General features: G+C 72.2%; 23 protein-coding genes. 18 read left to right on the forward strand and 5 right to left on the reverse strand.

Annotated elements, in window-relative coordinates; translation table 11 throughout:
* Positions 1 to 18 precede the first annotated feature (18 nt).
* The gene (locus ACFWPQ_RS04740) at positions 19 to 1,230 is read right to left on the reverse strand and encodes a pyridoxal phosphate-dependent aminotransferase (RefSeq protein WP_361303612.1); all 1,212 of its coding nucleotides are present in this window, start codon (positions 1,228 to 1,230) and stop codon (positions 19 to 21) included.
* 170 nt (positions 1,231 to 1,400) lie between these two features.
* On the opposite strand from ACFWPQ_RS04740, the gene ACFWPQ_RS04745 reads away from it, so the two are divergent.
* Both ACFWPQ_RS04745 and ACFWPQ_RS04750 read left to right on the forward strand, forming a co-directional pair.
* A complete protein-coding gene (locus tag ACFWPQ_RS04745) occupies positions 1,401 to 2,093 on the forward strand; it encodes a hypothetical protein (protein WP_384029920.1) in 693 nt (230 codons plus the stop codon).
* A gap of 180 nt (positions 2,094 to 2,273) precedes the next feature.
* Entirely contained in the window at positions 2,274 to 3,107 is an 834-nt protein-coding gene (locus ACFWPQ_RS04750; protein WP_384029922.1) for a trypsin-like peptidase domain-containing protein, read from the forward strand.
* A 66-nt stretch (positions 3,108 to 3,173) separates the two neighbouring features.
* Here ACFWPQ_RS04750 and ACFWPQ_RS04755 read toward each other — a convergent pair whose 3' ends face one another.
* Entirely contained in the window at positions 3,174 to 4,790 is a 1,617-nt protein-coding gene (locus ACFWPQ_RS04755; protein WP_384029924.1) for an amidohydrolase family protein, read from the reverse strand.
* A gap of 16 nt (positions 4,791 to 4,806) precedes the next feature.
* On the reverse strand, positions 4,807 to 6,090 hold the full coding sequence (locus ACFWPQ_RS04760; RefSeq protein WP_384029926.1) for an amino acid deaminase: 1,284 nt from the start codon (positions 6,088 to 6,090) through the stop codon (positions 4,807 to 4,809).
* A 194-nt stretch (positions 6,091 to 6,284) separates the two neighbouring features.
* On the opposite strand from ACFWPQ_RS04760, the gene ACFWPQ_RS04765 reads away from it, so the two are divergent.
* The 5 genes from ACFWPQ_RS04765 to ACFWPQ_RS04785 all read left to right on the forward strand — a co-directional run bounded on the left by ACFWPQ_RS04765 (position 6,285) and on the right by ACFWPQ_RS04785 (position 10,989).
* Positions 6,285 to 7,457 (forward strand): sugar kinase, encoded by a 1,173-nt coding sequence (locus ACFWPQ_RS04765; RefSeq protein WP_384030098.1) that lies wholly within the window; start codon positions 6,285 to 6,287, stop codon positions 7,455 to 7,457.
* A complete protein-coding gene (locus ACFWPQ_RS04770; protein ID WP_384029928.1) occupies positions 7,454 to 8,221 on the forward strand; it encodes an IclR family transcriptional regulator in 768 nt (255 codons plus the stop codon). Before ACFWPQ_RS04765 ends, ACFWPQ_RS04770 begins: the two co-directional genes overlap by 4 nt.
* Positions 8,218 to 8,628, forward strand: coding sequence for a RidA family protein (locus tag ACFWPQ_RS04775; protein ID WP_362597993.1), 411 nt, complete (start codon positions 8,218 to 8,220; stop codon positions 8,626 to 8,628). Before ACFWPQ_RS04770 ends, ACFWPQ_RS04775 begins: the two co-directional genes overlap by 4 nt.
* A 122-nt stretch (positions 8,629 to 8,750) precedes the next feature.
* Positions 8,751 to 10,232 (forward strand): GntP family permease, encoded by a 1,482-nt coding sequence (locus ACFWPQ_RS04780; RefSeq protein ID WP_384029930.1) that lies wholly within the window; start codon positions 8,751 to 8,753, stop codon positions 10,230 to 10,232.
* A gap of 88 nt (positions 10,233 to 10,320) precedes the next feature.
* On the forward strand, positions 10,321 to 10,989 hold the full coding sequence (locus ACFWPQ_RS04785; protein ID WP_384029932.1) for a hypothetical protein: 669 nt from the start codon (positions 10,321 to 10,323) through the stop codon (positions 10,987 to 10,989).
* A gap of 84 nt (positions 10,990 to 11,073) precedes the next feature.
* On the opposite strand, the gene ACFWPQ_RS04790 is transcribed toward ACFWPQ_RS04785, so the two are convergent.
* Entirely contained in the window at positions 11,074 to 12,429 is a 1,356-nt protein-coding gene (locus ACFWPQ_RS04790; RefSeq protein ID WP_384029934.1) for a M14 family metallopeptidase, read from the reverse strand.
* A 348-nt stretch (positions 12,430 to 12,777) separates the two neighbouring features.
* On the opposite strand from ACFWPQ_RS04790, the gene ACFWPQ_RS04795 reads away from it, so the two are divergent.
* From ACFWPQ_RS04795 to ACFWPQ_RS04805, 3 genes are all read left to right on the forward strand, one after another.
* Positions 12,778 to 15,162 carry an ATP-binding protein gene (locus ACFWPQ_RS04795; RefSeq protein ID WP_384029936.1) on the forward strand — a complete coding sequence of 795 codons (2,385 nt, stop codon included), beginning with the start codon at positions 12,778 to 12,780 and terminating at the stop codon, positions 15,160 to 15,162.
* A 15-nt stretch (positions 15,163 to 15,177) separates the two neighbouring features.
* Positions 15,178 to 16,095: an anti-sigma factor RsbA family regulatory protein gene (locus ACFWPQ_RS04800; protein ID WP_384029938.1), complete on the forward strand. Its 918-nt coding sequence runs from the start codon at positions 15,178 to 15,180 to the stop codon at positions 16,093 to 16,095.
* Positions 16,096 to 16,199: 104 nt separating this feature from the next.
* On the forward strand, positions 16,200 to 16,682 hold the full coding sequence (locus ACFWPQ_RS04805; RefSeq protein WP_384029940.1) for an ATP-binding protein: 483 nt from the start codon (positions 16,200 to 16,202) through the stop codon (positions 16,680 to 16,682).
* Between the two features lie 58 nt (positions 16,683 to 16,740).
* On the opposite strand, the gene ACFWPQ_RS04810 is transcribed toward ACFWPQ_RS04805, so the two are convergent.
* Complete coding sequence (locus ACFWPQ_RS04810) at positions 16,741 to 18,465, reverse strand: chitinase (protein WP_384029942.1); 1,725 nt, start codon at positions 18,463 to 18,465, stop codon at positions 16,741 to 16,743.
* A gap of 314 nt (positions 18,466 to 18,779) precedes the next feature.
* Here ACFWPQ_RS04810 and ACFWPQ_RS04815 point away from each other — a divergent pair, with 314 nt between their 5' ends.
* From ACFWPQ_RS04815 to ACFWPQ_RS04850, 8 genes are all read left to right on the forward strand, one after another.
* Positions 18,780 to 19,607: a hypothetical protein gene (locus tag ACFWPQ_RS04815; RefSeq protein WP_384030100.1), complete on the forward strand. Its 828-nt coding sequence runs from the start codon at positions 18,780 to 18,782 to the stop codon at positions 19,605 to 19,607.
* An 82-nt stretch (positions 19,608 to 19,689) separates the two neighbouring features.
* Positions 19,690 to 20,394 (forward strand): Flp pilus assembly protein CpaB, encoded by a 705-nt coding sequence (gene cpaB / locus ACFWPQ_RS04820; RefSeq protein ID WP_384029944.1) that lies wholly within the window; start codon positions 19,690 to 19,692, stop codon positions 20,392 to 20,394.
* A 12-nt stretch (positions 20,395 to 20,406) separates the two neighbouring features.
* Positions 20,407 to 21,672, forward strand: coding sequence for a CpaE family protein (locus ACFWPQ_RS04825; protein ID WP_384029946.1), 1,266 nt, complete (start codon positions 20,407 to 20,409; stop codon positions 21,670 to 21,672).
* A 173-nt stretch (positions 21,673 to 21,845) separates the two neighbouring features.
* Positions 21,846 to 22,175 (forward strand): pilus assembly protein, encoded by a 330-nt coding sequence (locus ACFWPQ_RS04830; protein ID WP_384029948.1) that lies wholly within the window; start codon positions 21,846 to 21,848, stop codon positions 22,173 to 22,175.
* 1 nt (position 22,176) lies between these two features.
* Positions 22,177 to 22,527: a TadE/TadG family type IV pilus assembly protein gene (locus ACFWPQ_RS04835; RefSeq protein WP_384029950.1), complete on the forward strand. Its 351-nt coding sequence runs from the start codon at positions 22,177 to 22,179 to the stop codon at positions 22,525 to 22,527.
* Positions 22,528 to 22,544: 17 nt separating this feature from the next.
* Positions 22,545 to 23,882, forward strand: coding sequence for a CpaF family protein (locus ACFWPQ_RS04840; protein WP_384029952.1), 1,338 nt, complete (start codon positions 22,545 to 22,547; stop codon positions 23,880 to 23,882).
* Positions 23,883 to 23,889: 7 nt separating this feature from the next.
* Positions 23,890 to 24,834 (forward strand): type II secretion system F family protein, encoded by a 945-nt coding sequence (locus ACFWPQ_RS04845; RefSeq protein ID WP_384029954.1) that lies wholly within the window; start codon positions 23,890 to 23,892, stop codon positions 24,832 to 24,834.
* An 18-nt stretch (positions 24,835 to 24,852) separates the two neighbouring features.
* A complete protein-coding gene (locus ACFWPQ_RS04850) occupies positions 24,853 to 25,740 on the forward strand; it encodes a DUF5936 domain-containing protein (protein WP_384029956.1) in 888 nt (295 codons plus the stop codon).
* The last annotated feature ends 10 nt before the right edge of the window (positions 25,741 to 25,750 follow it).

Genomic DNA, 25,750 nt, shown 5'->3' on the forward strand with positions numbered 1-25,750 from the left:
CCGTGGCGCAACGGCTACCTACGGCTGGCCGTACCCGTCCAGGAACCGCCCGATCCGCGTGATCGCGTCCCGCAGGTCCCCGACCGACGGCAGGGTCACCACCCGGAAGTGGTCCGGCTCCGGCCAGTTGAAGCCGCTGCCCTGGACGACCATGATCTTCTCCTGCCGCAGCAGGTCCAGGACCATCTGCCGGTCGTCCTTGATCTTGAAGACCTGGGGATCGAGCCGCGGGAAGAGGTACAGCGCGCCCTTGGGGCGCACGCAGCTCACGCCCGGGATCTGGGTGAGCAGGTCGTAGGCGAGATCCACCTGCTCCTTGAGCCGCCCGCCCGGCAGCACCAGGTCGTTGATCGTCTGGCGCCCGCTGAGTGCCGCCACCACGCCGTGCTGACCCGGCATGTTCGCGCACAGCCGCATGTTCGCGAGGATCGTCAGGCCCTCGATGTAGGAGTCGGCGTGCGCCCGGGGCCCGGAGATGGACATCCAGCCGACCCGGTAGCCGGCCACCCGGTACGCCTTGGACATGCCGTTGAAGGTGAGCGTGAGCAGATCCGGGGCCACGGCCGCGGTCGGCGTGTGCGTGGCACCGTCGTAGAGGATCTTGTCGTAGATCTCGTCCGAGCAGACGAGCAGGTTGTGGCGGCGGGCGATGTCGGTCAGCCCGCGCAGCATCGCCTCGTCGTACACCGCGCCCGTCGGGTTGTTCGGGTTGATGATGACGATCGCCTTGGTGCGGTCGGAGACCTTGCGCTCGATGTCGGCGAGGTCGGGCATCCAGTCCGACTGCTCGTCGCAGCGGTAGTGCACGGCTGTGCCGCCGGAGAGCGAGACCGCCGCGGTCCACAGGGGGTAGTCCGGGGCGGGTACGAGAACCTCGTCCCCGTCGTCCAGGAGCCCCTGCATCGCCATCACGATCAGCTCCGAGACGCCGTTGCCGACGAAGACGTGCTCGACGTCGGTCTCGATGCCGATGGTCTGGTTGTGCATGACGACCGCGCGCCGGGCGGCCAGCAGACCCTTCGCGTCGCCGTAGCCGTGTGCCGTGGAGACGTTGCGGAGGATGTCCTCCAGGATCTCCGGCGGGCACTCGAAGCCGAAGGCGGCCGGGTTGCCGGTGTTGAGCTTGAGGATGCGGTGCCCCGCCGCCTCTAGCCGCATCGCCTCCTCGAGAACCGGACCCCGGATCTCGTAACAGACATTGGCGAGCTTGGTCGACTGGATCACCTGCATGTCGGTGAGCTTACGGGGCGGTAACGCCCACCGGTCCGTGTTTTCCGCCACGTGAGACACGTGTGGGGGACAGGCGGGGGCGGGGCAGGGGCGGGGCGAGGCCCGGCGGTTTGGCCTGTTATCGCCGGTAGCTGTCTCAAAGGGCCCTCCTCTCCCTACAATCCGCGTCCATGCCGAGATCTGCCGAGGACGAGACCGGGGCGCCCAGCGTCTACCGACCCGCGGGTGGACCGACCCCCGCGTACGAGGAGTACCGGGACCCGGCGACCGCGCACGGCTGGCTCAACGCATACGACGAGACGCGCGAGCTGCCCCGGATCGCCCCCGCCCGGGCGGAACCGGGTCGGGCGGAACCGGGCCGGGCGGACCGGCGGCGGGCGGCCCGCGGTGCACGAGGCGTGCGGGGTGTGTGGGGTGTGCGAGGTGTGCGAGGCCGGCGTGGCACGTACGTGGTCGCCGCGGTGGGAGCGGTGGGTGCCGCCTCCGTGCTCGCGCTGATCGTGGGTCTTCCCTTCTCCTCGGCCCCGTCCACCGACGGCACGCCGGGCGGGCAGGGCGGTGCGAAGCGCACGGCCGGTGAGTCGTCGGCCGCGGTGGCGCCCGGGCAGAGTCCGCGCACCGGGTCCGCCGCCTCCTCGCCGAAGTCGGCCGCGTCTGCCGCACCGGCCGCGACGTCGTCGTCGGCCCGGCCGGACGCGTCGGCGAGCGTTTCGTCAGGTGCCTCCCCGAGCGCCATCGCGACCGGCGGGACGGGCGGGACGCCGTCGCCGACCGCCACCACCGGCACGACGCCGACGGCGACCTACTCGGGCGGAGGGCACGGCTGGGGGCACGGAAGGGGTGGCGGCGGCAAGTCCCACTAGCGGTTCGGTTCACCCCGGCGTTCTTCGAGTGCGTCGGTGCCTCCTGCGCGGAAACCCGCCAACACCGGTCCTGAAACAACTCCTTGCCCGCGTGCGCCCATGTGATGAGAATGTGCATGACAAAAACAGCGGGTGGCCGGAAGATCTCCGGTCACCTCGTCGTACAGAGGGGACCCCCACATGAACAAGCCTCTCGTCGCCGCGCTCGCCTCCCTGGCCATCACCGGGATCGGCACGGCTCCGGCGGTCGCCGCGCCGCAGACGGCCAAGGCCGCGGCGGTGACCGTCAACTTCGCGGGCACCGTCTCGCTCAGCAACTGCTCCGGCTCGGTCATCCGCTTCCCGAACTCCGCGGACAGCGACCCCGCGCTGGTCCTCACCAACGGCCACTGCCTGGAGACCGGCTTCCCCGAGCCCGGCGAGGTCATCACCGGCCAGTCCTCCAGCCGTACCTTCGGCCTGCTGAACTCCTCCGGCACCCGGGTCGCCACGCTCCGCGCCAACCAGGTCGTCTACTCGACGATGACCGACACCGACATCACGATCTACCGCACCACCACGACGTACGCGGCGATCAAGAGCTCCTACGGCATCAGCCCGCTGACCGTCAGCGCCTCCCACCCCGTCGCCGGCACCGCCATCAAGGTCGTCTCCGGCTACTGGAAGACGATCTACAGCTGCAACATCGACGGGTTCGTGTACCGGCTGAAGGAGGGCGACTGGACCTGGAAGGACTCGGTCCGTTACACCTCCGCGTGCAACACGATCGGCGGGACGTCCGGGTCGCCGGTGATCGACACCACCACGGGCCAGGTCGTCGCCGTCAACAACACGGGCAACGAGGACGGGGAGCGGTGCACCGTCGACAACCCGTGCGAGGTGGACGAGAACGGGACCGTGACGGTCCGGCAGGGGATCAACTACGCCGAGGAGACGTACATCATTCCGGCGTGCTTCACGACGGGGAACGTGCTGAGCCTGAGTGCGAGTGGTTGCACCCTGCCCAAGCCGTAGGGGGTGGCGGGCGGTTCGTTCTCGGGTGCGGGTGGGTGGGGGCTGGTCGCGCAGTTCCCCGCGCCCCTAAAAGCACTGGGGTGCACGTCGGATGGCACGTCCCGCCAGCTCGTCCGTTCTGCGGCCGTTCTCGATCACGAAGCGGCCGTTGATCAGGACGTGCGGGATGCCCGTCGGCAGCCGGCGCGGGTTCTCGAACGTCGAGCCTGCCGCCACCGTCAGAGGGTCGAAGAGGACGACGTCCGCTCGGTAGCCCTCGCGTACGAGGCCGCGGTCCGGCAGGCGGAGCCGGGCCGCGGGGCGGGACGTGAGGTGGGCGACGCACTCCTCCAGGGTGAGGACGCCCAGCTCCCGCACGTAGTGGCCGAGGTAGTGCGGGAACGTGCCGTAGGCGCGGGGGTGGGGTTTCGTGCCCTGGAGGATGCCGTCCGAGCCGCCGGTGTGGACCCGGTGGCGCATGATCGTGCGGACGTTCTCCTCGTGGCCCACGTGCTGGAGGATCGTGGTGCCCAGGCGGTCGGTGACGAGGAGGTGGCGGGCCGTCGTCCAGGGGGACTCCCCGCGGGCGTCCGCCGACTCCTGGACCGTGCGGCCGACGAAGTCCGTGAGGGCCGGGTCGGTCACGCCCGAGATCTCGATCGTGTCCCACTCGATGGGGACGCCGTGGCAGCCGTCGGACCCGACGGCCTCCAGGTGGTGGCGGATGCGTTCGGATGTCCCGTCGTCCGTCAGACGGGCGAGGGCCGCCGCCGGGCCGCCCTCGTTCGCCCAGCTCGGCAGCATCGCCGCGAGGGTCGTGCTGCCGGGGGTGTAGGGGTAGGTGTCGAGGGTGATGTCGGCGCCGGCGGCGAGGGCCTCGTCGAGGAGGGCGAGCAGCTCGGGGGCCCGGCCCTTGTTCACGCCGAAGTTCATGGTGGCGTGGGCGAGGTGGAGGGAGCAGTCCGCTTCTCGGGCGAGGTCGACCATCTCCGCGTACGCCTCCAGGGCGCCCGCGCCGTAGGAGCGGTGGTGCGGGCAGTAGTAGCCGCCGTACTCCGCCACCACCCGGCACAGTTCGGTCAGTTCGGCGTCCGGCGCGTACATGCCGGGGGTGTAGGTGAGGCCGGAGGACAGGCCGACCGCGCCCTGTGCCATGCCCTCCGCCACCAGCCGGCGCATGTGGTCCAGTTCGGCCGGGGTGGCCGCGCGGTCCTCCCAGCCGACGGCGAGCGCGCGGACCGTGCCCTGCGGGATGAGATAGGCCGCGTTGACGGCGATGCCGCGGTCGAGGCGGTCCAGGTACTCGCCCACCGACCGCCAGTCGAAGTCGATGTCGTCGCCGGAGCCGTTCCAGCCGGTGATCGCCCGGCGGACCTCCGCCAGCGTGCGGTCGTCGACCGGGGCGTACGACAGCCCGTCCTGGCCCAGCACCTCCAGGGTCACCCCCTGTGCGGCCTTGGCGCTGTGGTCGGGGTCGCGCAGCAGGGCCAGGTCGCTGTGGGCGTGCATGTCGATGAAGCCGGGGGAGAGGACCAGGCCCTCCGCGTCCAGTTCGCGCACCGCGCGCGGGCGCTGGCAGCCCGCCGCCGCGGCCTCCTTGACGATCGACACGATCCGGCCGCCGTCGACGACGACGTCCGCGCGGTAGGACGGCGCGCCGCTGCCGTCCACGACGTCGGCGTCCCGGATGACCAGGTCCTCCACGGCGGGCTCCCCAGAACTAGAAGTAGGTGCGGATGTAGTCGACGACCGTGCCGTCCGCCTCGGCGACCGGGATCAGCTGCCACTTGTCGAACGACGTGCACGGGTGGGAGAGGCCGAGGCCCACCCAGTCCCCGACCTCCAGGTCCGCCTCCGGGCCGGTGTGCAGCCAGGCGTGCTGGTCGGACAGGCCGGTGACCGAGACCCCGGTCGCCGGGCGCTCCGTGCCCGCCCGGCGGACCACCTGGGCGACGGGGAGGTCGAGGTCGTAGGCCGCGTCCCGCTTGCCCGCGTTGGCGAAGGCCTGCTCCGGGGAGGGGCGGGAGACGATCTGCGCCCAGAGCCGGAAGGCCGGCTCCAGGGCGCCCTCCTCGGGGACGCGGTTGAAGGGGGTGACCTCGCGGTAGCGGCCGTCGTCGTGCGAGACGTAGGCGCCCGAGCGGAGCAACTTCAGTACGGGGGCGGACAGTTCGGGGATCCCGGCGAAGACGTCCGCGACCGCGTCGAACCAGGCGCTGCCGCCGGCGCTCACGACGATCTCCGTCAGCCCCGCGAACCGGCCCGCCTTGTCGAACTCGACGGCGAGGGCGACCAGCCGGCGCAGATAGGCGTGCACCCGGTCCGGGTCGGCCTGCGGGACCTCCCCCTCGTACCCGGCCACCCCGACCAGCCGCAGGGTCTTCGCCCCGGCCACCGCGTCCGCGACCGCCGCGCACTCCGCCTCCGTGCGGACACCGGTACGGGCGCCCTCCCCGGCGGCGAGCTCGACGACGACGTCCACGGGGCGCGAGGCCCCCGTCGGCCGCAGCGCCGCGTCCATCAGCTCGACCCCGCGCACGGAGTCGACGTAGCAGACGAACCGGAAGTCCGCGTCGCGCTCCAGCTCGGCGGCGATCCAGCGCAGCGCCGCCGCGTCCACGAGCTCGTTCGCGAGGAAGACCCGCCGGGTGCCGAACGCCCGCGCCACCCGCACCTGGTGCGGCACGGCGAGGGTGATGCCCCACGCCCCGCGCTCGGTCTGCCGGCGGAAGAGCTGCGGGGCCATCGAGGTCTTGCCGTGCGGGGCGAAGGCCAGGCCGTGCCGTTCGGTGTACGTCCCCATGAGCGCGAGATTGTGCTCCAGGCGCTCGGCGGAGAGGGCCAGCACCGGGGTCGCGAAGCCGCCGGAGAACAGGTTGCGGCGCTGGGCGGCCAGTTCGCCCACGGTCAGGCCCTCGGCGTCCGGCGGGAGGCCCTTGAAACGGTGGTCGACGCGTTCCTCCGCGAGCCGGGCGAGCGCTTCGGTACCGGTGTCGAGGGACACGGAGCCTCCCTGATCAGTTCGGTTGCATGCTGTGCAACGTACATTGCGTATATCGCTTACCGCTGTCTAACATCCACGCCAACGCCGGGTCAATGGAGCCCGCGGCGACCCTTCCCCGACGACGAGGAGCCACGACCATCGTGAAGGCCACCGGCGCCGTTGCCACCGTGGACGTCGTCGCGCTCGGCGAGTCCATGGTCACGTTCCTGCCCACCCGGCCGGGGCGCCTCGCGGACGTGCCGTCCTTCGATCGCGCGATCGGCGGCGCCGAGTCCAACGTGGCGTGCGCGCTGGCCGCCGCCGGGCACGCCGTGCGGTGGGTCAGCCGGATCGGCACGGACGGGTTCGGCGACCACCTGGTGGAGACCGTCGCGTCGTACGGCGTCGACGTCTCGTCCGTCGGACGCGATCCGGTGCGCCCTACGGGTGTGTACTTCCGCACGGCGGGGGACCGGGCGACGGAAGCGCACGAGGTCGCGTACTACCGGGCGGGGTCGGCCGCCTCCGCGATGTCGGTGGCGAACGTGGACGCCGGCGCGGTGCGCGCGGGCCGGGTCCTGCACCTGTCGGGGATCACGGCGGCGCTGTCGGAGGGGTGCCTGGGGCTGCTGCGGGAACTGACGGCTGCTGGCGGGGAGCGGCCCCTGGTGTCGTTCGACGTGAACTATCGGGCGGGGCTGTGGGGTTCGGGCGACGGCCCGTCCGTCCTGCTGGAGCTGGCGCGGCGGGCCGATGTCGTCTTCGTGGGGGAGGACGAGGCGGAGCAGGCGTGGGGGGTGACGGGAGGGCCGCCGGCGGTCCGGGAGTTGCTGCCGGAGCCGGAGGCGCTGGTGGTGAAGCAAGGCGCCCGGGGGGCGACGGCTTTCGTTTCGGCCGCGGGCTGGTTGTGGCTGGTCGCGCCCACGCGGCGGCAGCCGCAAATCAAATGCAGCCCTGCGCCCCTGACGGGGCGCCACGGCCGGCCCCCCTTCTCAGCCGCGGGCAGTCGTGCCGCTGGGGCGGCACGGGTGGGCGCGGGCGGCACCCGGCCGGCGCCGGTAAGCGGCCCCACCCCCCGGCCCCGGCCCACCGTCACCTTCGAACCCGCCCCCACCGTCGACGTCGTGGCCCCCGTCGGCGCCGGTGACGCCTTCGCCGCCGGTTTCCTCTCCGGCATCCTGCGCGGCCTGCCGCTCCCGCGGACGCTCCGGCTCGGCCACCTCTTCGCCGCCGCCGCCCTCACCACCCCCGCCGACCTCGCCCCGCCCCCCGCCCGCGACACCACCGACCGCCTGACCGCCCTCGACGACAGCGGGTGGGAGAGACTTCGACTCGGCCCCGGCTGGACGCAAGCCGACGCGGCCGAAGAGGAGGAACGCACCCCATGAGCCAGACCGTCGACCGAGCGCTCAGCATCCTGCCCCTGCTCGCCGAGGGCCCCGCCGACCTCGGCCAGGTCGCCGACCGCCTCGGTGTGCACAAGTCGACCGCACTGCGGCTGCTGCGCACCCTCCACGAACACGGCCTGGTCTACCGCCAGTCCGACCAGCGCTACCGCCTCGGCGCCCGCCTCTTCGCCCTCGCCCAGGAGGCGATGGAGAACCTCGACGTCCGCGAGATCGCCCACCCCCACCTGGCCCGCCTCAACGCGGCCTGCGGACACACCGTGCACCTCGCCGTGTTCGAGGAGGGCGAGGTCCTCTACATCGACAAGGTCGAGAGCCGCTACCCGGTGCGCATGTACTCACGGATCGGCAAGCCCGTCGCCATCACCGTCGCCGCCGTCGCCAAGCTGCTCCTCGCCGACCTGCCCGAGCCCGAACGGCGGGCCCTCGCCGACAAGCTCGACTACCCGATGTACACGGCCCGTTCGACGCCGAACGCGGAGGCGTTCCTCAGGGAACTGGCCAAGGTGCGCGAACAGGGCTGGGCCACCGACCTCGGCGGCCACGAGGAGTCCATCAACTGCGTGGCCGCACCGATCCGCGGCGCCGACGGGCGGGTCGTCGCCGCGATGTCGGTCTCCGCGCCCAACGTCGTCGTCACCGCCGACGAACTCCTCACCCTGCTCCCGCAGGTGCGCCGTACGGCGGACGCGATCAGCGGCGAGTACTCAGGCAGAACCCCGATCAAGGAAGCCGGCACCAGATGACCGAGAAGACCGCCCTCACCCCCACGACCCACACCACCCCGCCCGCCAAGTTCTCGCACGGCGTCCGGAAGGGCAACATCCTCCAGGTCGCCGGCCAGGTCGGCTTCCTGCCCGCCGAGGAGGGCAGGCCCCCGACCCCGGCCGGCCCCACCCTGCGCGAGCAGACCCTCCAGACCCTCGCCAACGTCAAGGCGATCCTCGAAGAGGGCGGCGCCTCCTGGGACGACGTCATGATGATCCGCGTCTATCTCACGGACGTGGACCACTTCGCCGAGATGAACGGCATCTACAACACGTACTTCGAGGAGCAGGCGCTCACCGCGCCGCCCGCCGCCCGCACGACCGTGTACGTCGGTCTGCCCGCCGGCCTCCTCATCGAGATCGACGCCCTCGCCGTCCTCGGCTGAGGCCGCCGCCCCCCACCAACTCCCGCACACCGTACGTCTGTCACGGTACGGCGCCCGCCCGGGTGCCGTACCGCGATGCCCCCTGCCCGAAAGCCTCATGAACTTACGCAGAGGACCCCCACATGTCCCTACCGCTCGCCGCGTCCGCCCCCGCCCCCACCACCCCGCCCCACACCGGAGGCCTGCTCCTCCTCCTCGACGGCACCGCCGGACTCCTCACCGTCGCCGCCATCGGCATCGCCCTTCTGCTCTTCCTGATCATCAAGGTCCGGCTGCAGCCCTTCGTGGCCCTCCTCGCCGTCTCCATAGCCGTCGGCCTGCTGGCCGGGCTCTCGGTCACCGAACTCTTCGGCACCGTCCAGCGCTCGGACGCCGTCTCCACCGTCGAGTCCGGCATGGGCGGCATCCTCGGCCACGTCGCGATCATCATCGGCCTCGGCACCATGCTCGGCGCGATCCTCGAAGTCAGTGGCGGCGCGGAGGTGTTGGCGACCCGTCTCCTCAACCTCTTCGGGGAGAAGCGGGCCCCGCTCGCCATGGGCCTCACCGGCCTGATCTTCGGCATCCCCGTCTTCTTCGACGTCGGCATCTTCGTCCTGGCCCCGCTCGTCTACGCGGCGGCCAAGCGGGGCGGCAAGTCGATCCTCCTCTACTGCCTCCCCCTCCTCGCCGGCCTCTCCATGACCCACGCCTTCCTGCCGCCGCACCCCGGCCCGGTGGCCGCCGCCGCGCTGCTGCACGTCCAGCTTGGCTGGGTCATCCTCATGGGCGTCGTCTGCGGCATCCCGGCGGTACTGGCCGCGTGGGCGTACTCGGCGTGGATCGGCCGGCGGATCTTCGTCGCCGTACCGCAGGACATGGTCGAGGCGGCCGAGGAGGCCAGGCAGGCGGTGCTGGCGGAGCAGCGGGCGGCCGGGGTGGCGCCCCAGGAGAAGCCGGTCCCGCTCGCGACGGTCCTGGCCATCATCGGCACGCCCCTCGTCCTCATCCTCGCCGCGACCTTCTCCTCCATCGCCCTGGACCCCTCCACCGGCCGCTCGGTCCTCGAGTTCTTCGGGACGCCGATGGTCGCCCTCACCATCGCCCTGGTCCTCGCCTACTACCTGCTCGGCATCCGGCGGGGCTGGTCCCGCAAGTCCCTGGAGACCGTGTCGACGGCGTCCCTCAAGCCGGTCGGCAACATCCTGCTGGTGGTCGGCGCGGGCGGGATCTTCGGCGCCGTACTGAAGGCGAGCGGGGTAGCCCAGGCCCTCTCCGACACCTTCAACGGCGTCGGCCTCCCGGTGATCGTCCTGTCGTACCTGATCTCGGTGGTCCTGCGGGTCGCCCAGGGCTCGGCGACGGTGGCGATCGTGACGACGGCCGGCATCGTCGCCCCGCTCCTCACCGAGGGCCACCACTCCCAGGCCTTCGTGGCCCTCGTCATCATGGCCATCTCGGCGGGTTCGATCTTCGCCTCGCACGTCAACGACGGTGGATTCTGGATGGTGGCCAAGTACTTCGGCATCAGCGAGCGGGACACCCTGAGGACGTGGACCGTGCTGGAGACGGTGTTGTCGGTGGCGGGGTTCGGGGTGGCGGGTGTGCTGAGTGTGTTCGTGTAGGGCGTCTCGGCGTCTTCGTGTAGGCGTCTGATAACGAAGTCCGGGGCTGGCTGTGTCCGGCACAGGTTCTTGGACCATACTGCCCGCTGTGGAGCAGCGCATAGGAGCCAACAGCCAGCCCCTGGAGGGCGCCGGATTCGACCCGGCCTTCATCCCCGGGCTCACCGGACCCGCGCCCGCCGAGCCGGCGGACGCGAAGCCGGAGGACGCCCGGCCGGAGGCGGCCGAGGAGGCCGAGGACGTGCAGGAGGCGGCCGAACCGGCGGCCGCGGCCGAGGGCGAGGCCACGGCGGACGAGGACGCCGACGGCGCCGCGGGCGACGAGGAGACCCCCGAGGGGCCCGCCTTCGAGGCCGCCGACCGCCGTGCCCGGATAGTGGCCGACCACCAGGGCGTGCGCCTCAGCCTCGACGAGGAGAAGTGCGAGTTCCGCTGGGACGAGATCGGCGCGATCGAGACCGAGGCCCCGCGCTTCGGCAAGCGCTTCACGATCACCGTCCACACCCCGGACCGCCGCTGGTACCCGATCGAGATCGAGGCCACGTCCCGCTCCCGCTTCAAGGAGTGGGAGGACCAGCTGGACGAGGTCCTCGACGCGTACTTCGACGACGGCACGGAAGAGAAGGACGAGGCCGCGGACGTAGCCGTAGCCGAAGTCGAAGCCGACGACAAGGCCGAAGCCGACGACAAGGCCGAAGCCGACGACAAGGCCGACGACGGGGCCGTGGACAAGGGCAAGGCCCTCCGCAAGGAGTAGCCCCGTCCCGTCCACGGCCGAGCCGCTCCGGCCCCGGTGGCTGCCCCACCGCCGGAGGGGCTCACCCGTCGGGGTCCCGGTCGGCTAGCTGCAGTACTGCGCTTCCTTCCCGATCGACCGGTACATGCAGTCCGCGTTCTCCAGCAGTTGGAACACCGCGTCCCGGTTCCGGGAGGTCTCCCGCTCGATCACCTCGTCGGGCGGGTAGAAGCCGCCCCCGGAACTGGACGTCGGGTACATCTCGAAGGTGTAGTCGAAGATCTTCTGGGAGCCCCAAAGATAGTCGTCGATCGAGCCGTCGGTGATGTACAGGTCGCTCGACTGCTCCGGCGTGTAGCCGTTGCTCGCCGCCATCTTCTGCCCGACCGCCTTGAACGCGGCGGCGTCGTCCGCGGTCATCCCGGTGGCCGTGTCGGCGGTCGTGTAGCCGAACGGCCACAGCACCAGCTCGCTGTACGTGTGGAAGTCGATCCCGGCCTTGATCTGCTGCTTGCCGCCGACGACCCGGCTGCGCACGAAGTCGGCGACCACCTTCACCTCCGGCGCCGACTCGGCGGCCGCGCCCCGGTAGGTCTCCGAGGACGTGGAGCCCGAGGAGCCGCCGCAGCAGCCCCACTTGTAGTTCCAGTTCCGGTTCAGGTCCGTACCCACGTACGACGAACCGGAGTTGGGCTGCCGGTTCTTGCGCCACGACCGGTAGGAGCCGGTGGCGATGTCGTACTCGCCGCCGTCGGGGTTGAGATCGGGGACGATCCAGATCTCCCGGCTGTTGACGATGTTCGTGACCCGGGAGTCCGATCCGTATCCGGCGCCGAGTTCGCGCAGCAGGTACAGCGCCATCTCCACCGTCAGGTGTTCGCGCGCGTGCTGGTGGAAGGTGAGGAGGACCTCGGGCTCGTTCTCGTCCGTCGCCACGTTGTCGCTGACCTTGATCGCGACGATGTCCCGGCCCTGGTACGACTTGCCGATCACCTGCTTGCTCATGATCGAGGGGTAGGCGGCGAGCCGCTGGTCGATCTCGGCGTTCGCCTCGGCGTAGTTGTGGTACTTCGAGTCGGCCGTCGGGAAGTCGAACAGGCGCAGCTGGTCGGCGGCGGACGACCGGTCCGGGGCCGCGCCGAGCGGCGTGACGTCGTAGCCGAGGCGCTTCAGCGCGGCGATCTGCGCGGGCCGCCCGGAGACGACCACCGTCTCCTCGTCGGCCTCGTCCACGGAGACGCCGGCCTGCTGGATGGCGGCGCGGGTCACCGGGGTGGTGCTCTGGTGGATCTCGTACTGCCGGACGTCGTCCGCCGACGGGGCGGACGGTCGGGCACTGTCGGCGGTCGCGTGGGTCGCCGTCGCCGACACGGGGGCCGTGAGGGTGAGGGCGAGCAGGGCGCCGAGTGCGGCGGTCCGTCTGCCGGTGCGGGCACCGGAGCCGCGTATGCGAAGTCGCATGAAGTCTCCTGGGGAGGTGGGGGTGGTTCAGTGCGACGTACCTACGTACCTGTGCGATGGCTGTGCGAGTGCCGCTCATCGTCCAGGGAATGGCATGGACAGGTCAAGACGGTAAAATTGGCCGCGTGGATTTGGGCGCGCGAATCGGCCGCGTGAATCGGCCGCGTGAATCGGCCGCGTGAATCGGCCGCGTGAATCGGCCGCGTGAATCGGCCGCGCAGTGTACGCGCGTACCCGCCGCCGCAAGTGGCCCCCGCCGAAGTGCACCCACCCGCGTGACGTCCGTGTGCGTTCTCCCGGTCCGCCGGGGGACCGTGGTCGGACGGCCAAGAGGAGGGCTGGCTGATCATGGGCGGATCGGCGCCGCGTGGGGGCTGCCATCTGCCGGTCGAGACGACCAGCTTCGTCGACCGGAGAGACGAACAGGCCGCGGGCCGCGAGCTGTTGGCCAAGGCCCGCCTCGTCACGTTCACCGGCCCCGGCGGGGTCGGCAAGACCCGGCTCGCCGCCCAGGTCGCGGCCCGCGTCGAACGCGCCTTCCCGGACGGCGTCCGCTACGTCGCCCTCGCCGGCCTGCACGACCCGGTGCTCGTCCCGCTGGCCGTCGCCGACGCCCTCGGCCTGTACGACCACTCCGACCGGCCGCCCCTGGACGCGCTGGTGGAGCGGCTCCGCGAGCGGCGCCTGCTCCTCGTCGTCGACAACTGCGAGCATCTGCTCGCCGCCTGCGCCGCCCTCGCCGCGGCGCTGCTGCGCGGTACGACCGGCGTCCGCATCCTCGCCACCAGCCGGCACCGCCTCGGCCTCACCGAGGAACACCTCATGGAGGTACGGCCGTTGCCGGTCCCCGACCCGGACGGCGACCTCTGCGCCGCCGAGTCCCAGCCGGCCCTCGCCCTCTTCGCCGACCGCGCCGCCGCCGTGCTCCCCGGCTTCCGGCTCACCCCCGCCAACCGCGCCGCCGTGGCCCGCCTGTGCCGCCGCCTCGACGGGCTCCCGCTCGCCATCGAGCTCGCCGCCGTCCGGATGCGCGTCCTCGGCCTCGACCAGCTCCTCGCCCGCCTCGACGACCGCTACCGCCTCCTCACCGCCGGCAGCCCGGCGGCCCTGCCCCGCCACCGGACGCTCCGCGCGGCCGTCGACTGGAGCCATGAACTCTGCACGGCACGGGAGCAGTCGGCATGGGCCCGGCTGTCCGTACTGCAAGGCAGCTTCGACCTGGAGACCGCCGAGGCGGTGTGCCTCGACCCGGAGACGGCCGAGGCGGTGTGCCACGAACCCGGCCCGCGCGAAGAGGACGGGGGCGAGCCGGGGAGCCGTCCGCCCGACGTCCTGGACGCCGTCGCCGGGCTCGTCGACAAGTCCGTGCTCGTCCGGGAGGAGGACCCGGACGGCGGCGGCGCCCGCTACCGCCTCCTGGACACCCTCCGCCACTACGGCCTCGACCGGCTCCGGGAGCGGCCCGGCGCGGAGGAAGCCGCCCGGCGGCGGCACCGGGACCACGTCCAGCTCCACGCCGACGCCTCCGAGGCCGCCTGGTTCGGGCCCGGCCAGCGGGAGATCGTCGCCCGGCTCCGCGCCGACCGGGACAGCCTGCGCGCCGCCCTCGACTTCAGCCTCACCACCCCCGGCGAGGCCGGTGCCGGCCTGCGGCTCGCGGGCACCCTCTGGTTCTACTGGCACGCCTGCGGCGCCCCGCGCGAGGGCCGCTACTGGCTCGACCGCGCCCTCGACGCCAACCCCGCCCCGACCGCCGGCCGCGCCCGCGCCCTCTGGGTCTCCGCCCTGCTCGCCGGCAGCCCCGAGGACCTCACCCGGGGCCTGCGCCGCGCCCGCGAGGCCCGTGCTCTCGCCGAGCGGCTCGGCGACCCGGCGGAGGCCGCGCACGCCGACTACGTGATCGGCGTCGTCCAGCTCTTCGCCGACGACCTCGGCGCCGCCCGCGCCCACTACGAGACCACCGTCGCCCGGGGCCCCGTGCCCGGCCAGCACCTCAGCCTGCACGGCCTGGACCTGGTCGAACTGGCCTGCGCGTACGCCTTCCTGGGGCAGGCCGAGCGGGCCACCGCCGTCTGCGAGCGCGCCCTCGGCCTGTGCGAGGCGCACGGCGAGGACTGGGTCCGCTCCTACGTCCTGCGCATCCTCGCCCTCGCGCACGCCGTCCGCGCCGACTGGCGCCGCGCCGAGCCCCGCGCCCGCGAGGCGCTGCGCCGCAAACGCGAGGTCCACGACGTCATCGGCATCGGGCTCACCCTCGACCTGCTGGCGCGGATCGCCGACGGCCTCGGCGCGGCCGAGCGCACCGCCGTGCTGCTCGGCGGCGCCGACCGCGTCTGGTCCGGCATCGACCGCGACCGCTGGGGCTCCGCCGCCCTCAACTCGGCCCGCCGTGACTGCGAGAGCCACGCCCGGGCGGCCCTGGGGCCGGGGGAGTACGAGCGGGCGTACGGCCGGGGCGGGACGCTCGGCCTGGCGGACGTGCTGGCGTACGCCCTCGGTGAGGAACCGCAACCCCCGCCCCACCCACCCGAGTTGCGGACGACGCCCGTCCGGCTCACCCGTCGCGAGACCGAGGTCGCCGAGCTCGTCGCCGAGGGGCTGGGCAACCAGCAGATCGCCGACCGCCTGGTCATCGCCCGCCGTACCGCCGAGGGCCATGTGGAACGCATCCTCGGCAAGCTCGGCTTCAGCAACCGCAGCCAGATCGCCGCCTGGGTGACCGCCCGGCGCTGACGCACAGGAGACCCGATGAGTACCAGTACGGGCGCGCGCCCCGCCGCCCAGGGGCAGTTCGACCACCGGATGGCCGTGTTCGGCTCGGACGACGCGTTCGTCGCCGCCGCCCTGCCCTTCCTCGCCGAGGGCCTGGCCGCCCCCGGCGAGCCCCCGCCCGTCGCCATCGCCGCCCCCGGCCTGCTGGCCGCCCTGCGCGACGCGCTCGGCGCCGACGCCCGGGACGTCGGCTTCATCGACCACGCCGACTGGTACACCGGCACGGCCGCCAACGCCGTGGCCCAGGGCGCCGGTTACCTCGCGGCGAACGCGGGGCCCGGCGGCCGTGTGCACCTCCTCATGGAGCCTGACTGGGGCGGGCGCGCGGGCCGTTCGGCGCGGGAGAGCGCCGAGTGGATCCGCTACGAGTCCCTCGCCAACCTCCTGTTCGCCCCCTTCGCCACCACCGCCCTGTGCGCGTACGACACCCGGACGGCGGGCCCGGCCGTCGTCGACGCGGCCCGCAGGGCCCACCCGGGCAGCGGGGTGTACGAGCAGCCGCCCGTCCTGGTGCGCGAGCTGGACGCCGTACCGCTGGCCCCGCCGCCGCAGTCGGCGGCCCGGCTGCCCGCACCGGAGGCGGTCCGGGCCTGGGCCGCCGGGCGCGGGCTGCCGGCCGTGGACGCCGGGCGGTTCGGCCGTGCCGTCGAGGCGGCGGCCGCCGCGCACGGGCCGGTGGTCGAGGTCCTCGCCTGGGGCGAGGCCCCGGCCTGCGTCTGCGAGCTGCGGCTGTGCCGGGCGGTGGGGGATCCGCTGGCCGGCTTCGTGCCGCCGCCCGGCGGTGCACCGGAGCCGGGGCAGGGGCTGTGGTTCACGCGCCAGGTGTGCTCGTACGTCGATGTCCGGGACGGGGCGGCGGGGGACGGGGCGAAGATCCGCGTCCAGTACGCGTGAGCGAGATGCCGTACGCGCGTACCCCCGCGGCGGCGCATACGCGGGTACGGGATCAGGTATTCCTCCCCGTGCGCGGGGAGCCGGGTCCGGGCACGCTGGGAGGCATGCTGCAGCCCTCCGGGAGCCGCTTCCCGGATCCCTACCCCCTGTATGCCGCGTACCCGCAGCCGCCGACCCGGGCCGGCCATCTGAGGGTCGAGTACGACCCCCGTCCGACGGCGGCCCGCGAGGCGCGCGCGGCGGTACGGCGGCAGCTGGAGGAATGGGGACTCGCGGACCAGGACGAGGTGGCGTACGTGTGCGAGCTGCTGGTCGGCGAGCTGGCCGCGAACGCGCTGTGCCATGCGGCGACCCGGTTCCGGCTCACCCTGGCGGCCTCGCACGGGGTGCTGCGCTGCGAGGTCGCCGACGAGGACCGCCGCCCGCCGCGGGTGCTGGACGCGGGCCTCGCGGAGGGCGGCAGAGGGATGTACCTGGTGGATGCGCTTGCCCGGCGCTGGGGCTGCCACCAGGACGGGCCGGGCAAGACCGTGTGGTTCGAGCTCGGTACCTGCGGGTGCGACGGCTGCGGTCGGCGACAGCCGTAGCGCCCCACAGCCCGGACTCCGGCGGCCTGCCCAGCCGCCGGAGTCCACTCACCTGTCGTTACGGCAGCGCGTGCACGTGGGCGCCCACCGAGGACGACCACGCGTTGCCGGCCGCCGCGTCCCAGTTCGTCGACCAGGTCATCGCGCCCCGCAGGTCGGGGTAGGCCGTCGACGGCTTGAAGGAGCCGCAGTTGGTCAGCTTGGTCAGGCAGTCGAGGGCGTTGTTGACCACGGTCGGCGAGACGTAGCCGCTGCCCGCCGCGCTGGTCGACGCCGGCAGGCCGAGGCCCACCTGGGACGGCGACAGACCGCCCTGGAGCTGGATGCAGGCCAGCGCGGTGAGGAAGTCCACCGAGCCCTGGCTGTACACCTTGCCGTCGCAGCCCAGCATCGAACCGCTGTTGTAGTACTGCATGTTGACGACCGTGAGGATGTCCTTGACGTTCAGAGCCGTCTGGAAGTACCCGTTGGACGTCGACTGCATGTCGATCGTCTGCGGGGCCATCGTGATGATCAGCGAGGAGCCCGCCTTCGACGACAGCGAGCGCAGCGCCTGGCTCATGTAGGTGGCGTTGATGCCGTTCTCCAGGTCGATGTCGACGCCGTCGAAGCCGTACGTCTGCATCAGCGAATAGACGGAGTTGGCGAAGTTCGTCGCGGACGCCGAGTCGCTCACCGAGATCGTGCCGTTCTGGCCGCCGATCGAGATGATGACCTTCTTGCCGGCCGCCTTCTTGGCCTGGATGTCGGCCTTGAACTGGTCGACCGTGTACCCGCCGAGCCCGGCGGAGTCGAGGGTGAAGCTCACCGCGCCCGGTGTGCTGGTCGCGTCCGCGAAGGCGACGGCGATGATGTCGTACGAGGACGGCACGTCCGAGATCTTCTGGACGGTGGCGCCGTTGTTGAAGTTCTGCCAGTAGCCCGTCACCGCATGCTTGGGCAGCGAGCCGCCGCCGTTGCCGCCGGACGCGGTCGTCGTCGCCGTCACCGCCGTCGACTTCGCCGACTCACCCGCCGAGTTGGTCGCGGTGACCTGGAAGGAGTACGACGTCGAGGCCGCGAGCCCGGTGATCGTGGCCGAGGCGCCGGTGACCGCCGTGACCTTGGTGCCGTTCTGGTAGACGTTGTAGCCGGTCGCGCCCGACACCGCGCTCCAGGACAGGGACACGGAGGACGACGTCGTACCGGAGACCGCGAGGCCGGTGGGGGTGGCCGGGACGGTCGGGGCCGGGTCGGAGCCGCCACCGCCGTCGGGGCCGTAGACCGAGAAGTCGTCGGCGTAGTAGGCGGGCTGGCCGTACCAGCCGTGCGTCCAGACCGTCACCGAGGTGGTCGAGGCGCCGGTGGTGAAGGTCGTCGACAGCTGGGTCCAGGTGGTGTTCGGGGTCCAGGTCGACACGTCGGTGGTGCCGGTGCCGGTCACCCCGAGGTAGGTGTAGGAGCCCTGCACCCACGCGCTGAGCGTGTAGGTCGAGTTGGCCTTGACCGCCACCGTCTGGCTGCACTGGGCGTAGTCCTGCCCGGCCGGGGTCGCCTTCAGCGCGGCGGCGCCGGAGTGGACGGGGGAGGAGACCGTCGTACCGCTGCTCGCGGAACAGGTCCAGTTGGACAGGCCCGACTCGAAGCCGGGGTTCTTCGCGTTGTTGACGTCGGCGGCGGAGGCCGGCGCGGAGGCCAGGCCCGCCATCGCGAGTGCCGTGGCGAGGGTGGCCACGGCCGACCAGGTGCGGATGCGTCGCTGTCCGGAATGCCGGGACACGAGTTGGGGGATGAGTCTGGGCATGACAATCAAGGTGGTCCAGACCAATTCGCGTGTCAATAGGTCCAGACCAAATTCAAAGGTCGGCGGAAGTCCCCGCGGGGCTGAACAAGCCCCGGTCATATGCTCAACCTGTCCCGATTTGCCGTCACTTGTGCGGTCACGGATCCCAGACAGCTACACAAACGCTGTTCTCCGGTCACAGGCGCGTGGTTACAGTGCTGAGGAAGTCACGCAATGAAGTCGTCCCGGCTCATTGGAGTAACACCGGTGGGCCGCCGGGTGTGAAGAGCGGGGAGCTGCGCGTGCCAACTGCCATTGCCGTGACCAGTGCCGACATGGCGCTGCCGGTCCAGGACGAGCGGACCATGCCCGCGGTCGTGCTCCGGGACCTCGACCGGCGCCCGCTCGAACAGACCCTCGCCGAGTTCGTGGCCCTCATCGAGCAGCACGGACATGTGGTCGTCCTGTACTCGGACGCCGTACCGGAGCCCGTGGTCCGGCGCCTGCACACCCTTCGCTCCCTCCTGGAGAGCGACCGGATCGCGCTGTTCCGCCCCGGCCTGCCGCCGCTCGGCGTCGCCGTCCTGGCCCGGCAGCTGCGCCAGCTGGCCTCCTGCGACCTCAGCCCCGGCGTGCTCGCCTCCGCCGGCCGGCTGCTCACCCACTACATCCACTCCGGCGCCGTCCTCGGCTCCGTCGCCAAGCTGGACCGCGTCCCGGTCGGTCTCAAGGCGCACGCCAAGTCCTGGATGCCCGGCACCCAGTTCGGGATCGTCGCGCACCCCGAGCCGCAACTGGTCCGGATCGCCCCCGACGCCGTGCTCAGCGGCCCGGAATTCAGCACCTGGATGCTGGTCGCCAGGGGACAGCTGCAGTCCGACTGGATCGGCGGCCTCGCCAAGGCCTGGGGCGCCCACGGCCTGCGCGAGACCCCGCTGCCCGCCGAGTCGTCCGTGTGGTGGGGCACCGGCCGGATGATCGAGTTCACCAGCTACCTCGCCGACCTGTCGGTCCTCTACCAACTGGTCACCTCGGTACGGCAGACCAGCTGCCACTGGTGCGGCATCGACGTCATCGGCGACCGCTGCGTCTTCTGCTCCGCCACCCCGCCCGGCTACGACCCGCCGCCGCCCCGCGCGCTGGAACAGCGGACGCCCGCCTGACCCGTAGCTCCCACCCTCGCTCGGTTCCCCCACCGCTCGGTTCCCCCACTTCCCCCGCTTCCCCGATGAGGTCGCACGGTCCATGAACTCCCGTCAGCGCCGCGGCGTGATACTCCTGATCCTGTCGGTGCTCTGCGCGCTCGCCGCGTTCGCCGGCGTGCTCTCCGTCATCGACAACGCGAAGTCCGAGGTCGGCCCCAAGGTCACCGCGTACGAACTCCGGTCCGACGTCACGCCGTACACCACGCTGAGCGCGAGCCAGTTCAAGAAGATCTCGCTGCCCGAGCGGTGGCTGTCCGCCAACGCGGTCACCAGCCTCAGCCAGATCCAGGGCAAGATCGCGGTCACCACGCTCAAGAAGGGCTCGCTGCTCCAGACCGACATGATCGTCGACCAGCCCGAGCTGAAGCCGGGCGAGCAGGAGGTCGCCATCATGATCGACGCGGCCACCGGGGTGGCCGGCAAGATCACCCCGGGCTCGCGGGTCAACGTCTACGCCACCTTCGAGGGCAAGCAGCAGAGCGACCCCGACGAGTCGAAGATCATCGTGACCGACGCCCGGGTCCTGGACGTCGGCGCCCAGCTCAGCTACGTGGACCCGGACAACCGGAACTCGCAGCCCAGCGACGCCGTCCCCATCACCTTCGCGCTGTCCACGCTCGACGCCCAGCGCCTCACCTACGCGGAGTCCTTCGCCCAGCGGGTCCGGCTCGCCCTGGTCGCCCCCGGCACGACGACCACCGTGCCGGACAAGGACCGTACCTACGAACTCGCGACGGACAAGTGAGAGGCGCCCTCCATGCCCATCAGGATCCTCCCCGCCGTCGGTGACCCGGACGCCGTCCGCTCCCTGGTCTCCCTGCTCAGCCAGCTCCCGGACGCCGAGCCGCTGGCCCCGGTCGTGGACTCCACCGGGCTCGTCGACACCCTCGCCCGGGCCGCCGCCGAGTCCGTCGACGAACTCCCCGAGGTCGTCGTCGTCCACGAACGCATCGGCCCCGTCCCGGCGTTGGAACTCATCCGCGAGGTGGCCCTGCGCTTCCCGGCCGTCGGCGTCGTCCTCGTCACCACCGACACCAGCCCCGGCCTGTTCGCCGCCGCGATGGACTCCGGCGCCCGCGGCCTGGTCGGGCTCCCGCTGAGCTACGAGGAGCTGGCCGGCCGGGTCCAGGCCGTCGCCCAGTGGTCCACGGGCGTACGACGCCATCTCGGCCACGGCGCCGACGTGTTCGCCGGCGTCGGCGGCACCGTCGTCACCGTCAGCGGAGCGAAGGGCGGGACCGGCGCGACCCTCGTCGCGGTCCAGATCGCCCTCGCCGCGCAGGCCTCCGGCCACTCCACCGCCCTCGTCGACCTCGACCTCCAGACCGGGGACGTCGCCTCCTACCTGGACGTCCAGTTCCGCCGCTCGGTCGCCGACCTCGCCGCGGTCAACGACATCTCCCCGCGCGTCATGGCCGAGGCCGTCTTCCGCCACGACTCCGGGCTCGCCCTGCTCCTCGCACCCGCCGAGGGCGAACGCGGCGAGGAGGTCACCGACCGTGCCGCCCGCCAGATCCTCAGCGCCCTGCGCTCCCGCTACGAGGTGGTGGTCGTCGACTGCGGCGCACAGCTCGGCGGGGCGGGTGCGGCGGCCGTCGAGACCGCGGACCTCGCCCTGCTGGTCACCACGCCGGACGTGGTCGCCGTACGGGCGGCGAAGCGGACGGTGCGGATGTGGGACCGGCTGCAGATCCGCAAGGCCGAGGAGACGACGGTGGTCGTCAACCGGTACACGCGCGGTACGGAGATCCAGCCGGCGCTGATCCAACGGATCACCGGGACCGCGCTGGCGGGCACCCCGATCCCGGCGAACTTCAAGGAGCTGCAAGGGGCGGTGGACGCGGGCCGGATGCACGAACTGGACTCGCGGAGCACGGTGAAGCAGGCGTTGTGGGGGCTGGCGGGGGAGCTGGGGCTGGTCCGGTCGGGGGAGGGGGCACCACCACCACGCCGGTCCGGGGCACGGGCCCGGGGCGGGGAGCGGGCGGCGGTGGGGTTCCGGCGGCGGAAGGAGCTGCCGTGAGAGGGCGTGGGCCGGGTGCGGGCCGGTGGGGGCCGAGCGCGCAGTTCCCCGCGCCCCTGGGGGGCGCTCAGCGCCCCTTCAGGGCCGGTGGGAACTGCGCGACCAGCCACGACGGCGCAGCACCCGACCCACGACCGGGCGACCGCGGACAGGTCTCCATAGAACTCCTCGGCATGACCCCGGTCATCATCCTCACCCTGGTGCTCATGTGGCAGGCCGTCCTCGTGGGGTACGCCTTCACCCTCGCGGGGAACGCTGCCGACGAGGGCGTACGGGCGGGCACGGCCGTACCCCGGGGGGAACGCTTCGGCGTCTGCCAGAGCGCCGCGCTGGAGGACCTCTCCGGGGCCTGGCGGGAGGGAGCCACGGTGGACCAGTGCGGCGGCACCGGCACGGTGACCGCGGACGTCTCCCTGCGCGTCCCGGTCCTGTTCCCCGGCTCGATCGACTTCCCCGTCACCGTGCACGGCCACGCCGGCACCGTGGAGGAGGTGAAGCGCTGAGATGCACCCCCCTCGCCCTCGTCACCCCCGCGACCGCGGCCAGGTCGCCATCGAGTACCTCGGCTTCCTTCCGATCCTGCTCCTCGTCGGGCTGGCCGGCATCCAGCTCGGCGCCGTCGCCTACGCCGCCGAGCAGGCCGGGACGGCGGCCCGGGCGGGGGCCCGCGCGGCCTCGCTGGAGGAGGACGTCGGCGCCGCCTGCTCGTCCGCGGTCAGCAGCGGGATCGACGTGAGCTGCGCCTCCTCCGGCGGCGGCGACTCGGTCACCGTCACCGCCACGGTCCACATCCCCAAGATCGTCTGGGACCTCGGCAACGCCACCAAGTCCGCCACGATGCCCGTCGACCACTGAACGAGGAGTACGGCACCATGAGCCTGCGGGCACGCATCAACTCCCCCGAGGAGAACGGCAGCCGGGGCGAGGACGGCCACCTGGTCTCCTCCTACCGCGCCAAGCTCCTGGAGGAGATCGACCTCGCGGAGATGAGCGCGCTGGCCGCCGCCGAGCGCCGGGCGCGCCTCGAACGCGTCCTCGGCCACATCATCAGCCGCGAGGGCCCGGTCCTGTCGACCGTCGAACGCTCTCAGCTGATCCGCCGGGTCGTCGACGAGGCCCTCGGCCTCGGCATCCTGGAACCGCTCCTCGAAGACGCGTCGATCACGGAGATCATGGTGAACGGCCCGGACGCGATCTTCGTCGAACGCGGCGGCCGCGTCGAGCAGTTGCCGCTCCGCTTCGTCTCGGCGGACCAGCTGATGCAGACCATCGAACGCATCGTCTCCACGGTCAACCGCCGCGTCGACGAGTCGAACCCGATGGTCGACGCCCGCCTCCCCTCCGGCGAACGCGTCAACGTCATCATCCCCCCGCTCTCGCTCACCGGCCCGACCCTCACCATCCGCCGCTTCCCACGCTCCTTCACCCTCCAGGAGCTGATCGGCTTCGGCTCGCTCGACGAGCACATGGTGTTCCTGCTGGCGGGCCTGGTGCAGGCGAAGTTCAACATCATCGTCTCCGGCGCGACGGGCACCGGGAAGACGACCCTCCTCAACGCCCTCTCCGGCCTGATCCCGGCCCACGAACGCATCATCACCATCGAGGACTCCGCCGAACTCCAGCTCCAGCAGACCCACGTGGTCCGCCTGGAGTCCCGCCCGGCGAACGTCGAGGGCAAGGGCCAGGTCACCATCCGCGACCTGGTCCGCAACTCGCTGCGGATGCGCCCCGACCGGATCGTGGTCGGCGAGGTCCGCGGCGGCGAGTCCCTCGACATGCTGCAGGCCATGTCCACCGGCCACGACGGCTCGCTCGCCACCGTCCACGCCAACAGCGCGGAGGACGCCCTGACCCGCCTCCAGACCCTGGCCTCCATGTCGGACGTCGAGGTCCCCTTCGTCGCCCTGCACGACCAGATCAACAGCGCGGTCGAGGTCATCGTCCAGCTCACCCGGTTCGCCGACGGCGCCCGCCGGATCACCGAGATCGCCGTACTCGACAGCCACGGCAGCGAGCCGTACCGGCTGGCGACCGTGGCCCGCTTCGACGCCCAGCCCATGACCCACGACGGCCGGGTCTACGGCTCCTTCCAGTACTTCCCGCTGCCACGCCGCACCGCCGACCGCCTCTACATGGCGAGCCAGCCGATCCCGCAGGCCTTCGGCGTGGCCCAGCACCTCGACCAGCTCACCACCCGAGAAGCCCGGTAGGCGGCCCATGTCCCTCCACGACCTCGTCACCCTCACCACCGGCATCACCCTGCTGGCCTGTCTCCTGGCCGTGGTGGGCCTGCACACCTACGCCTCCGGCAGGGCCCAGCGCGCCGCCCTGGTGGACCGCCTCTCCTACACCGGCCAGGCCCCGCTCACCGGCCGCCGGCGCCGCTTCCGCAACCTGGACCGGCGCCTGCGCGGCACGGCGGTCGGCCGCCGCCTGGAACTCCGCCTGGCGGCAACCGGCCTGGACGTGACACCCGGCGAGTTCCTCGCCTACATGCTCGCCACCGTCGCGGCCCTCTGGCTCATCGGCCAGGCCGCCCTCGCCCCCTTCTTCGGCCCGATCGCCGGCCTGCTCGGCGTCTTCGCCGCCGTCCAGTTCCTCAACTGGCAGCGGCAGAAACGCATCGAGCGGTTCATCGCCCAACTCCCCGAACTGTCCCGCATCCTGGCCAACGCCACCCACGCCGGCCTCGCCCTGCGCACCGCGATCGGCATGGCGGCGGAGGAGCTGGAGGCCCCGGCGGGCGAGGAACTGGGCCGGGTCGCCGACCAGTTGGCGATCGGACACTCCATGGACGACGCGCTCGGCGAGCTCGCCGAGCGGCTCCCCTCCCGCGAACTGGTCGTCCTCGTCACCACGCTCGTCCTCTCCAACCGGGCGGGCGGCCAGGTCGTCTCCGCCCTGCGCAACCTCACCGAGACCCTGGAGGAGCGCAAGGAGACCCGCCGGGAGATCCGCACCCAGCTCTCCCAGGTGACGATGACGTCGTACGCCGTCCCGGTGCTCGGCGTCGGCGCCCTGTTCCTGATGAACGGGGTCAAGGACGACACCCTGGCCCGCATGACCGGCACCGGCCTCGGCCAGGCCGCGGTCATCATCGCCTTCGGCCTCTATGCCATCGGCTTCGTCCTCATCCGCCGCCTCAGCCGCATCGACGTATAGGTAGAGGTGGTATGTCACATGGCACTCCTCCTGGCCCTCCTCATGGCCCTCGCCGTCTACGGCGTCTTCGCGGGCGTCCGCATGTACCGCGCCGACGCCAAGCTCCCCGCCGACCTGGCGATCGCCCTGGAGGTGGGCGCCACCCGCACCGGCGCCGCCAACTCCCTCATCGACCGCATGGGCATGCGGTACGCCCCCGCCGTGCTCCGCCTGATGGGCCCGCGCCAGGTGGCCAGGTACCGCCGCAGGATCGACCTGGCGGGCAACCCCGGCGGCCTCACGATCGACCGCTACGCGGCCCGCCGCGCCGTCTACGGCGCCCTCGGCGGCACCGGCTTCGTGGTCTTCCTCCTCCGCGGCCAGTGGCTGGTCGCCGTCCTGCTCCTCCTCTTCGGCGCGTTCTGGACGGAGGTCGGCATCTGGTCGGCGATCCGCATCCGCAAGGACGTCATCGAACGCACCCTGCCGGACTTCCTCGACGTCCTCGCGGTGGTCGTCGGCGCCGGCCTCGGCTTCCGCCAGGCCCTGGACCGGGTGGCCACGCACTACGAGGGCCCCTGGGCCGACGAACTCCGCATCACCCTGCGCCAGATGGACCTCGGCATGAGCCGCCGCCAGGCCTTCGCGGAACTCCGCCGCCGCAACGACTCCGAACAGGTGGCGATGTTCGTGACGGCACTCCAGCAGGGCGAGGAACTGGGCGCACCGATCGTCGACACCCTGGTCGCACTCGCCAAGGACATGCGCCGCACCGACGCCCAGAACGCCCGCCGCAAGGCGGCCCGGGCGGTGCCGAGGGCCACGCTCATGATCACCACGTTCATGGTCCCGGCGACGCTGCTGCTGCTGGCCGCGGGCCTGCTGCTGGGCTCGGGGATCGACTTCGGGTCGGTCACGGGGAAGTAGGCGGAGGTGA

The organism is Streptomyces sp. NPDC058464, from assembly GCF_042721035.1.
Classification (GTDB): domain Bacteria; phylum Actinomycetota; class Actinomycetes; order Streptomycetales; family Streptomycetaceae; genus Streptomyces.

Excerpts from the sequence above, each read along its gene's own strand:
- ACFWPQ_RS04740 (WP_361303612.1), bottom strand. The coding sequence starts at position 1,230 with ATGCAGGTGATCCAGTCGACCAAGCTCGCCAATGTCTGTTACGAGATC.
- ACFWPQ_RS04745 (WP_384029920.1), top strand. The coding sequence starts at position 1,401 with ATGCCGAGATCTGCCGAGGACGAGACCGGGGCGCCCAGCGTCTACCGA.
- ACFWPQ_RS04750 (WP_384029922.1), top strand. The coding sequence starts at position 2,274 with ATGAACAAGCCTCTCGTCGCCGCGCTCGCCTCCCTGGCCATCACCGGG.
- ACFWPQ_RS04765 (WP_384030098.1), top strand. The coding sequence starts at position 6,285 with ATGGTCACGTTCCTGCCCACCCGGCCGGGGCGCCTCGCGGACGTGCCG.
- ACFWPQ_RS04770 (WP_384029928.1), top strand. The coding sequence starts at position 7,454 with ATGAGCCAGACCGTCGACCGAGCGCTCAGCATCCTGCCCCTGCTCGCC.
- ACFWPQ_RS04775 (WP_362597993.1), top strand. The coding sequence starts at position 8,218 with ATGACCGAGAAGACCGCCCTCACCCCCACGACCCACACCACCCCGCCC.
- ACFWPQ_RS04780 (WP_384029930.1), top strand. The coding sequence starts at position 8,751 with ATGTCCCTACCGCTCGCCGCGTCCGCCCCCGCCCCCACCACCCCGCCC.
- ACFWPQ_RS04790 (WP_384029934.1), bottom strand. The coding sequence starts at position 12,429 with ATGCGACTTCGCATACGCGGCTCCGGTGCCCGCACCGGCAGACGGACC.
- ACFWPQ_RS04795 (WP_384029936.1), top strand. The coding sequence starts at position 12,778 with ATGGGCGGATCGGCGCCGCGTGGGGGCTGCCATCTGCCGGTCGAGACG.
- ACFWPQ_RS04800 (WP_384029938.1), top strand. The coding sequence starts at position 15,178 with ATGAGTACCAGTACGGGCGCGCGCCCCGCCGCCCAGGGGCAGTTCGAC.
- ACFWPQ_RS04805 (WP_384029940.1), top strand. The coding sequence starts at position 16,200 with ATGCTGCAGCCCTCCGGGAGCCGCTTCCCGGATCCCTACCCCCTGTAT.
- ACFWPQ_RS04810 (WP_384029942.1), bottom strand. The coding sequence starts at position 18,465 with ATGCCCAGACTCATCCCCCAACTCGTGTCCCGGCATTCCGGACAGCGA.
- ACFWPQ_RS04815 (WP_384030100.1), top strand. The coding sequence starts at position 18,780 with ATGGCGCTGCCGGTCCAGGACGAGCGGACCATGCCCGCGGTCGTGCTC.
- cpaB (WP_384029944.1), top strand. The coding sequence starts at position 19,690 with ATGAACTCCCGTCAGCGCCGCGGCGTGATACTCCTGATCCTGTCGGTG.
- ACFWPQ_RS04825 (WP_384029946.1), top strand. The coding sequence starts at position 20,407 with ATGCCCATCAGGATCCTCCCCGCCGTCGGTGACCCGGACGCCGTCCGC.
- ACFWPQ_RS04830 (WP_384029948.1), top strand. The coding sequence starts at position 21,846 with ATGACCCCGGTCATCATCCTCACCCTGGTGCTCATGTGGCAGGCCGTC.
- ACFWPQ_RS04835 (WP_384029950.1), top strand. The coding sequence starts at position 22,177 with ATGCACCCCCCTCGCCCTCGTCACCCCCGCGACCGCGGCCAGGTCGCC.
- ACFWPQ_RS04840 (WP_384029952.1), top strand. The coding sequence starts at position 22,545 with ATGAGCCTGCGGGCACGCATCAACTCCCCCGAGGAGAACGGCAGCCGG.
- ACFWPQ_RS04845 (WP_384029954.1), top strand. The coding sequence starts at position 23,890 with ATGTCCCTCCACGACCTCGTCACCCTCACCACCGGCATCACCCTGCTG.
- ACFWPQ_RS04850 (WP_384029956.1), top strand. The coding sequence starts at position 24,853 with ATGGCACTCCTCCTGGCCCTCCTCATGGCCCTCGCCGTCTACGGCGTC.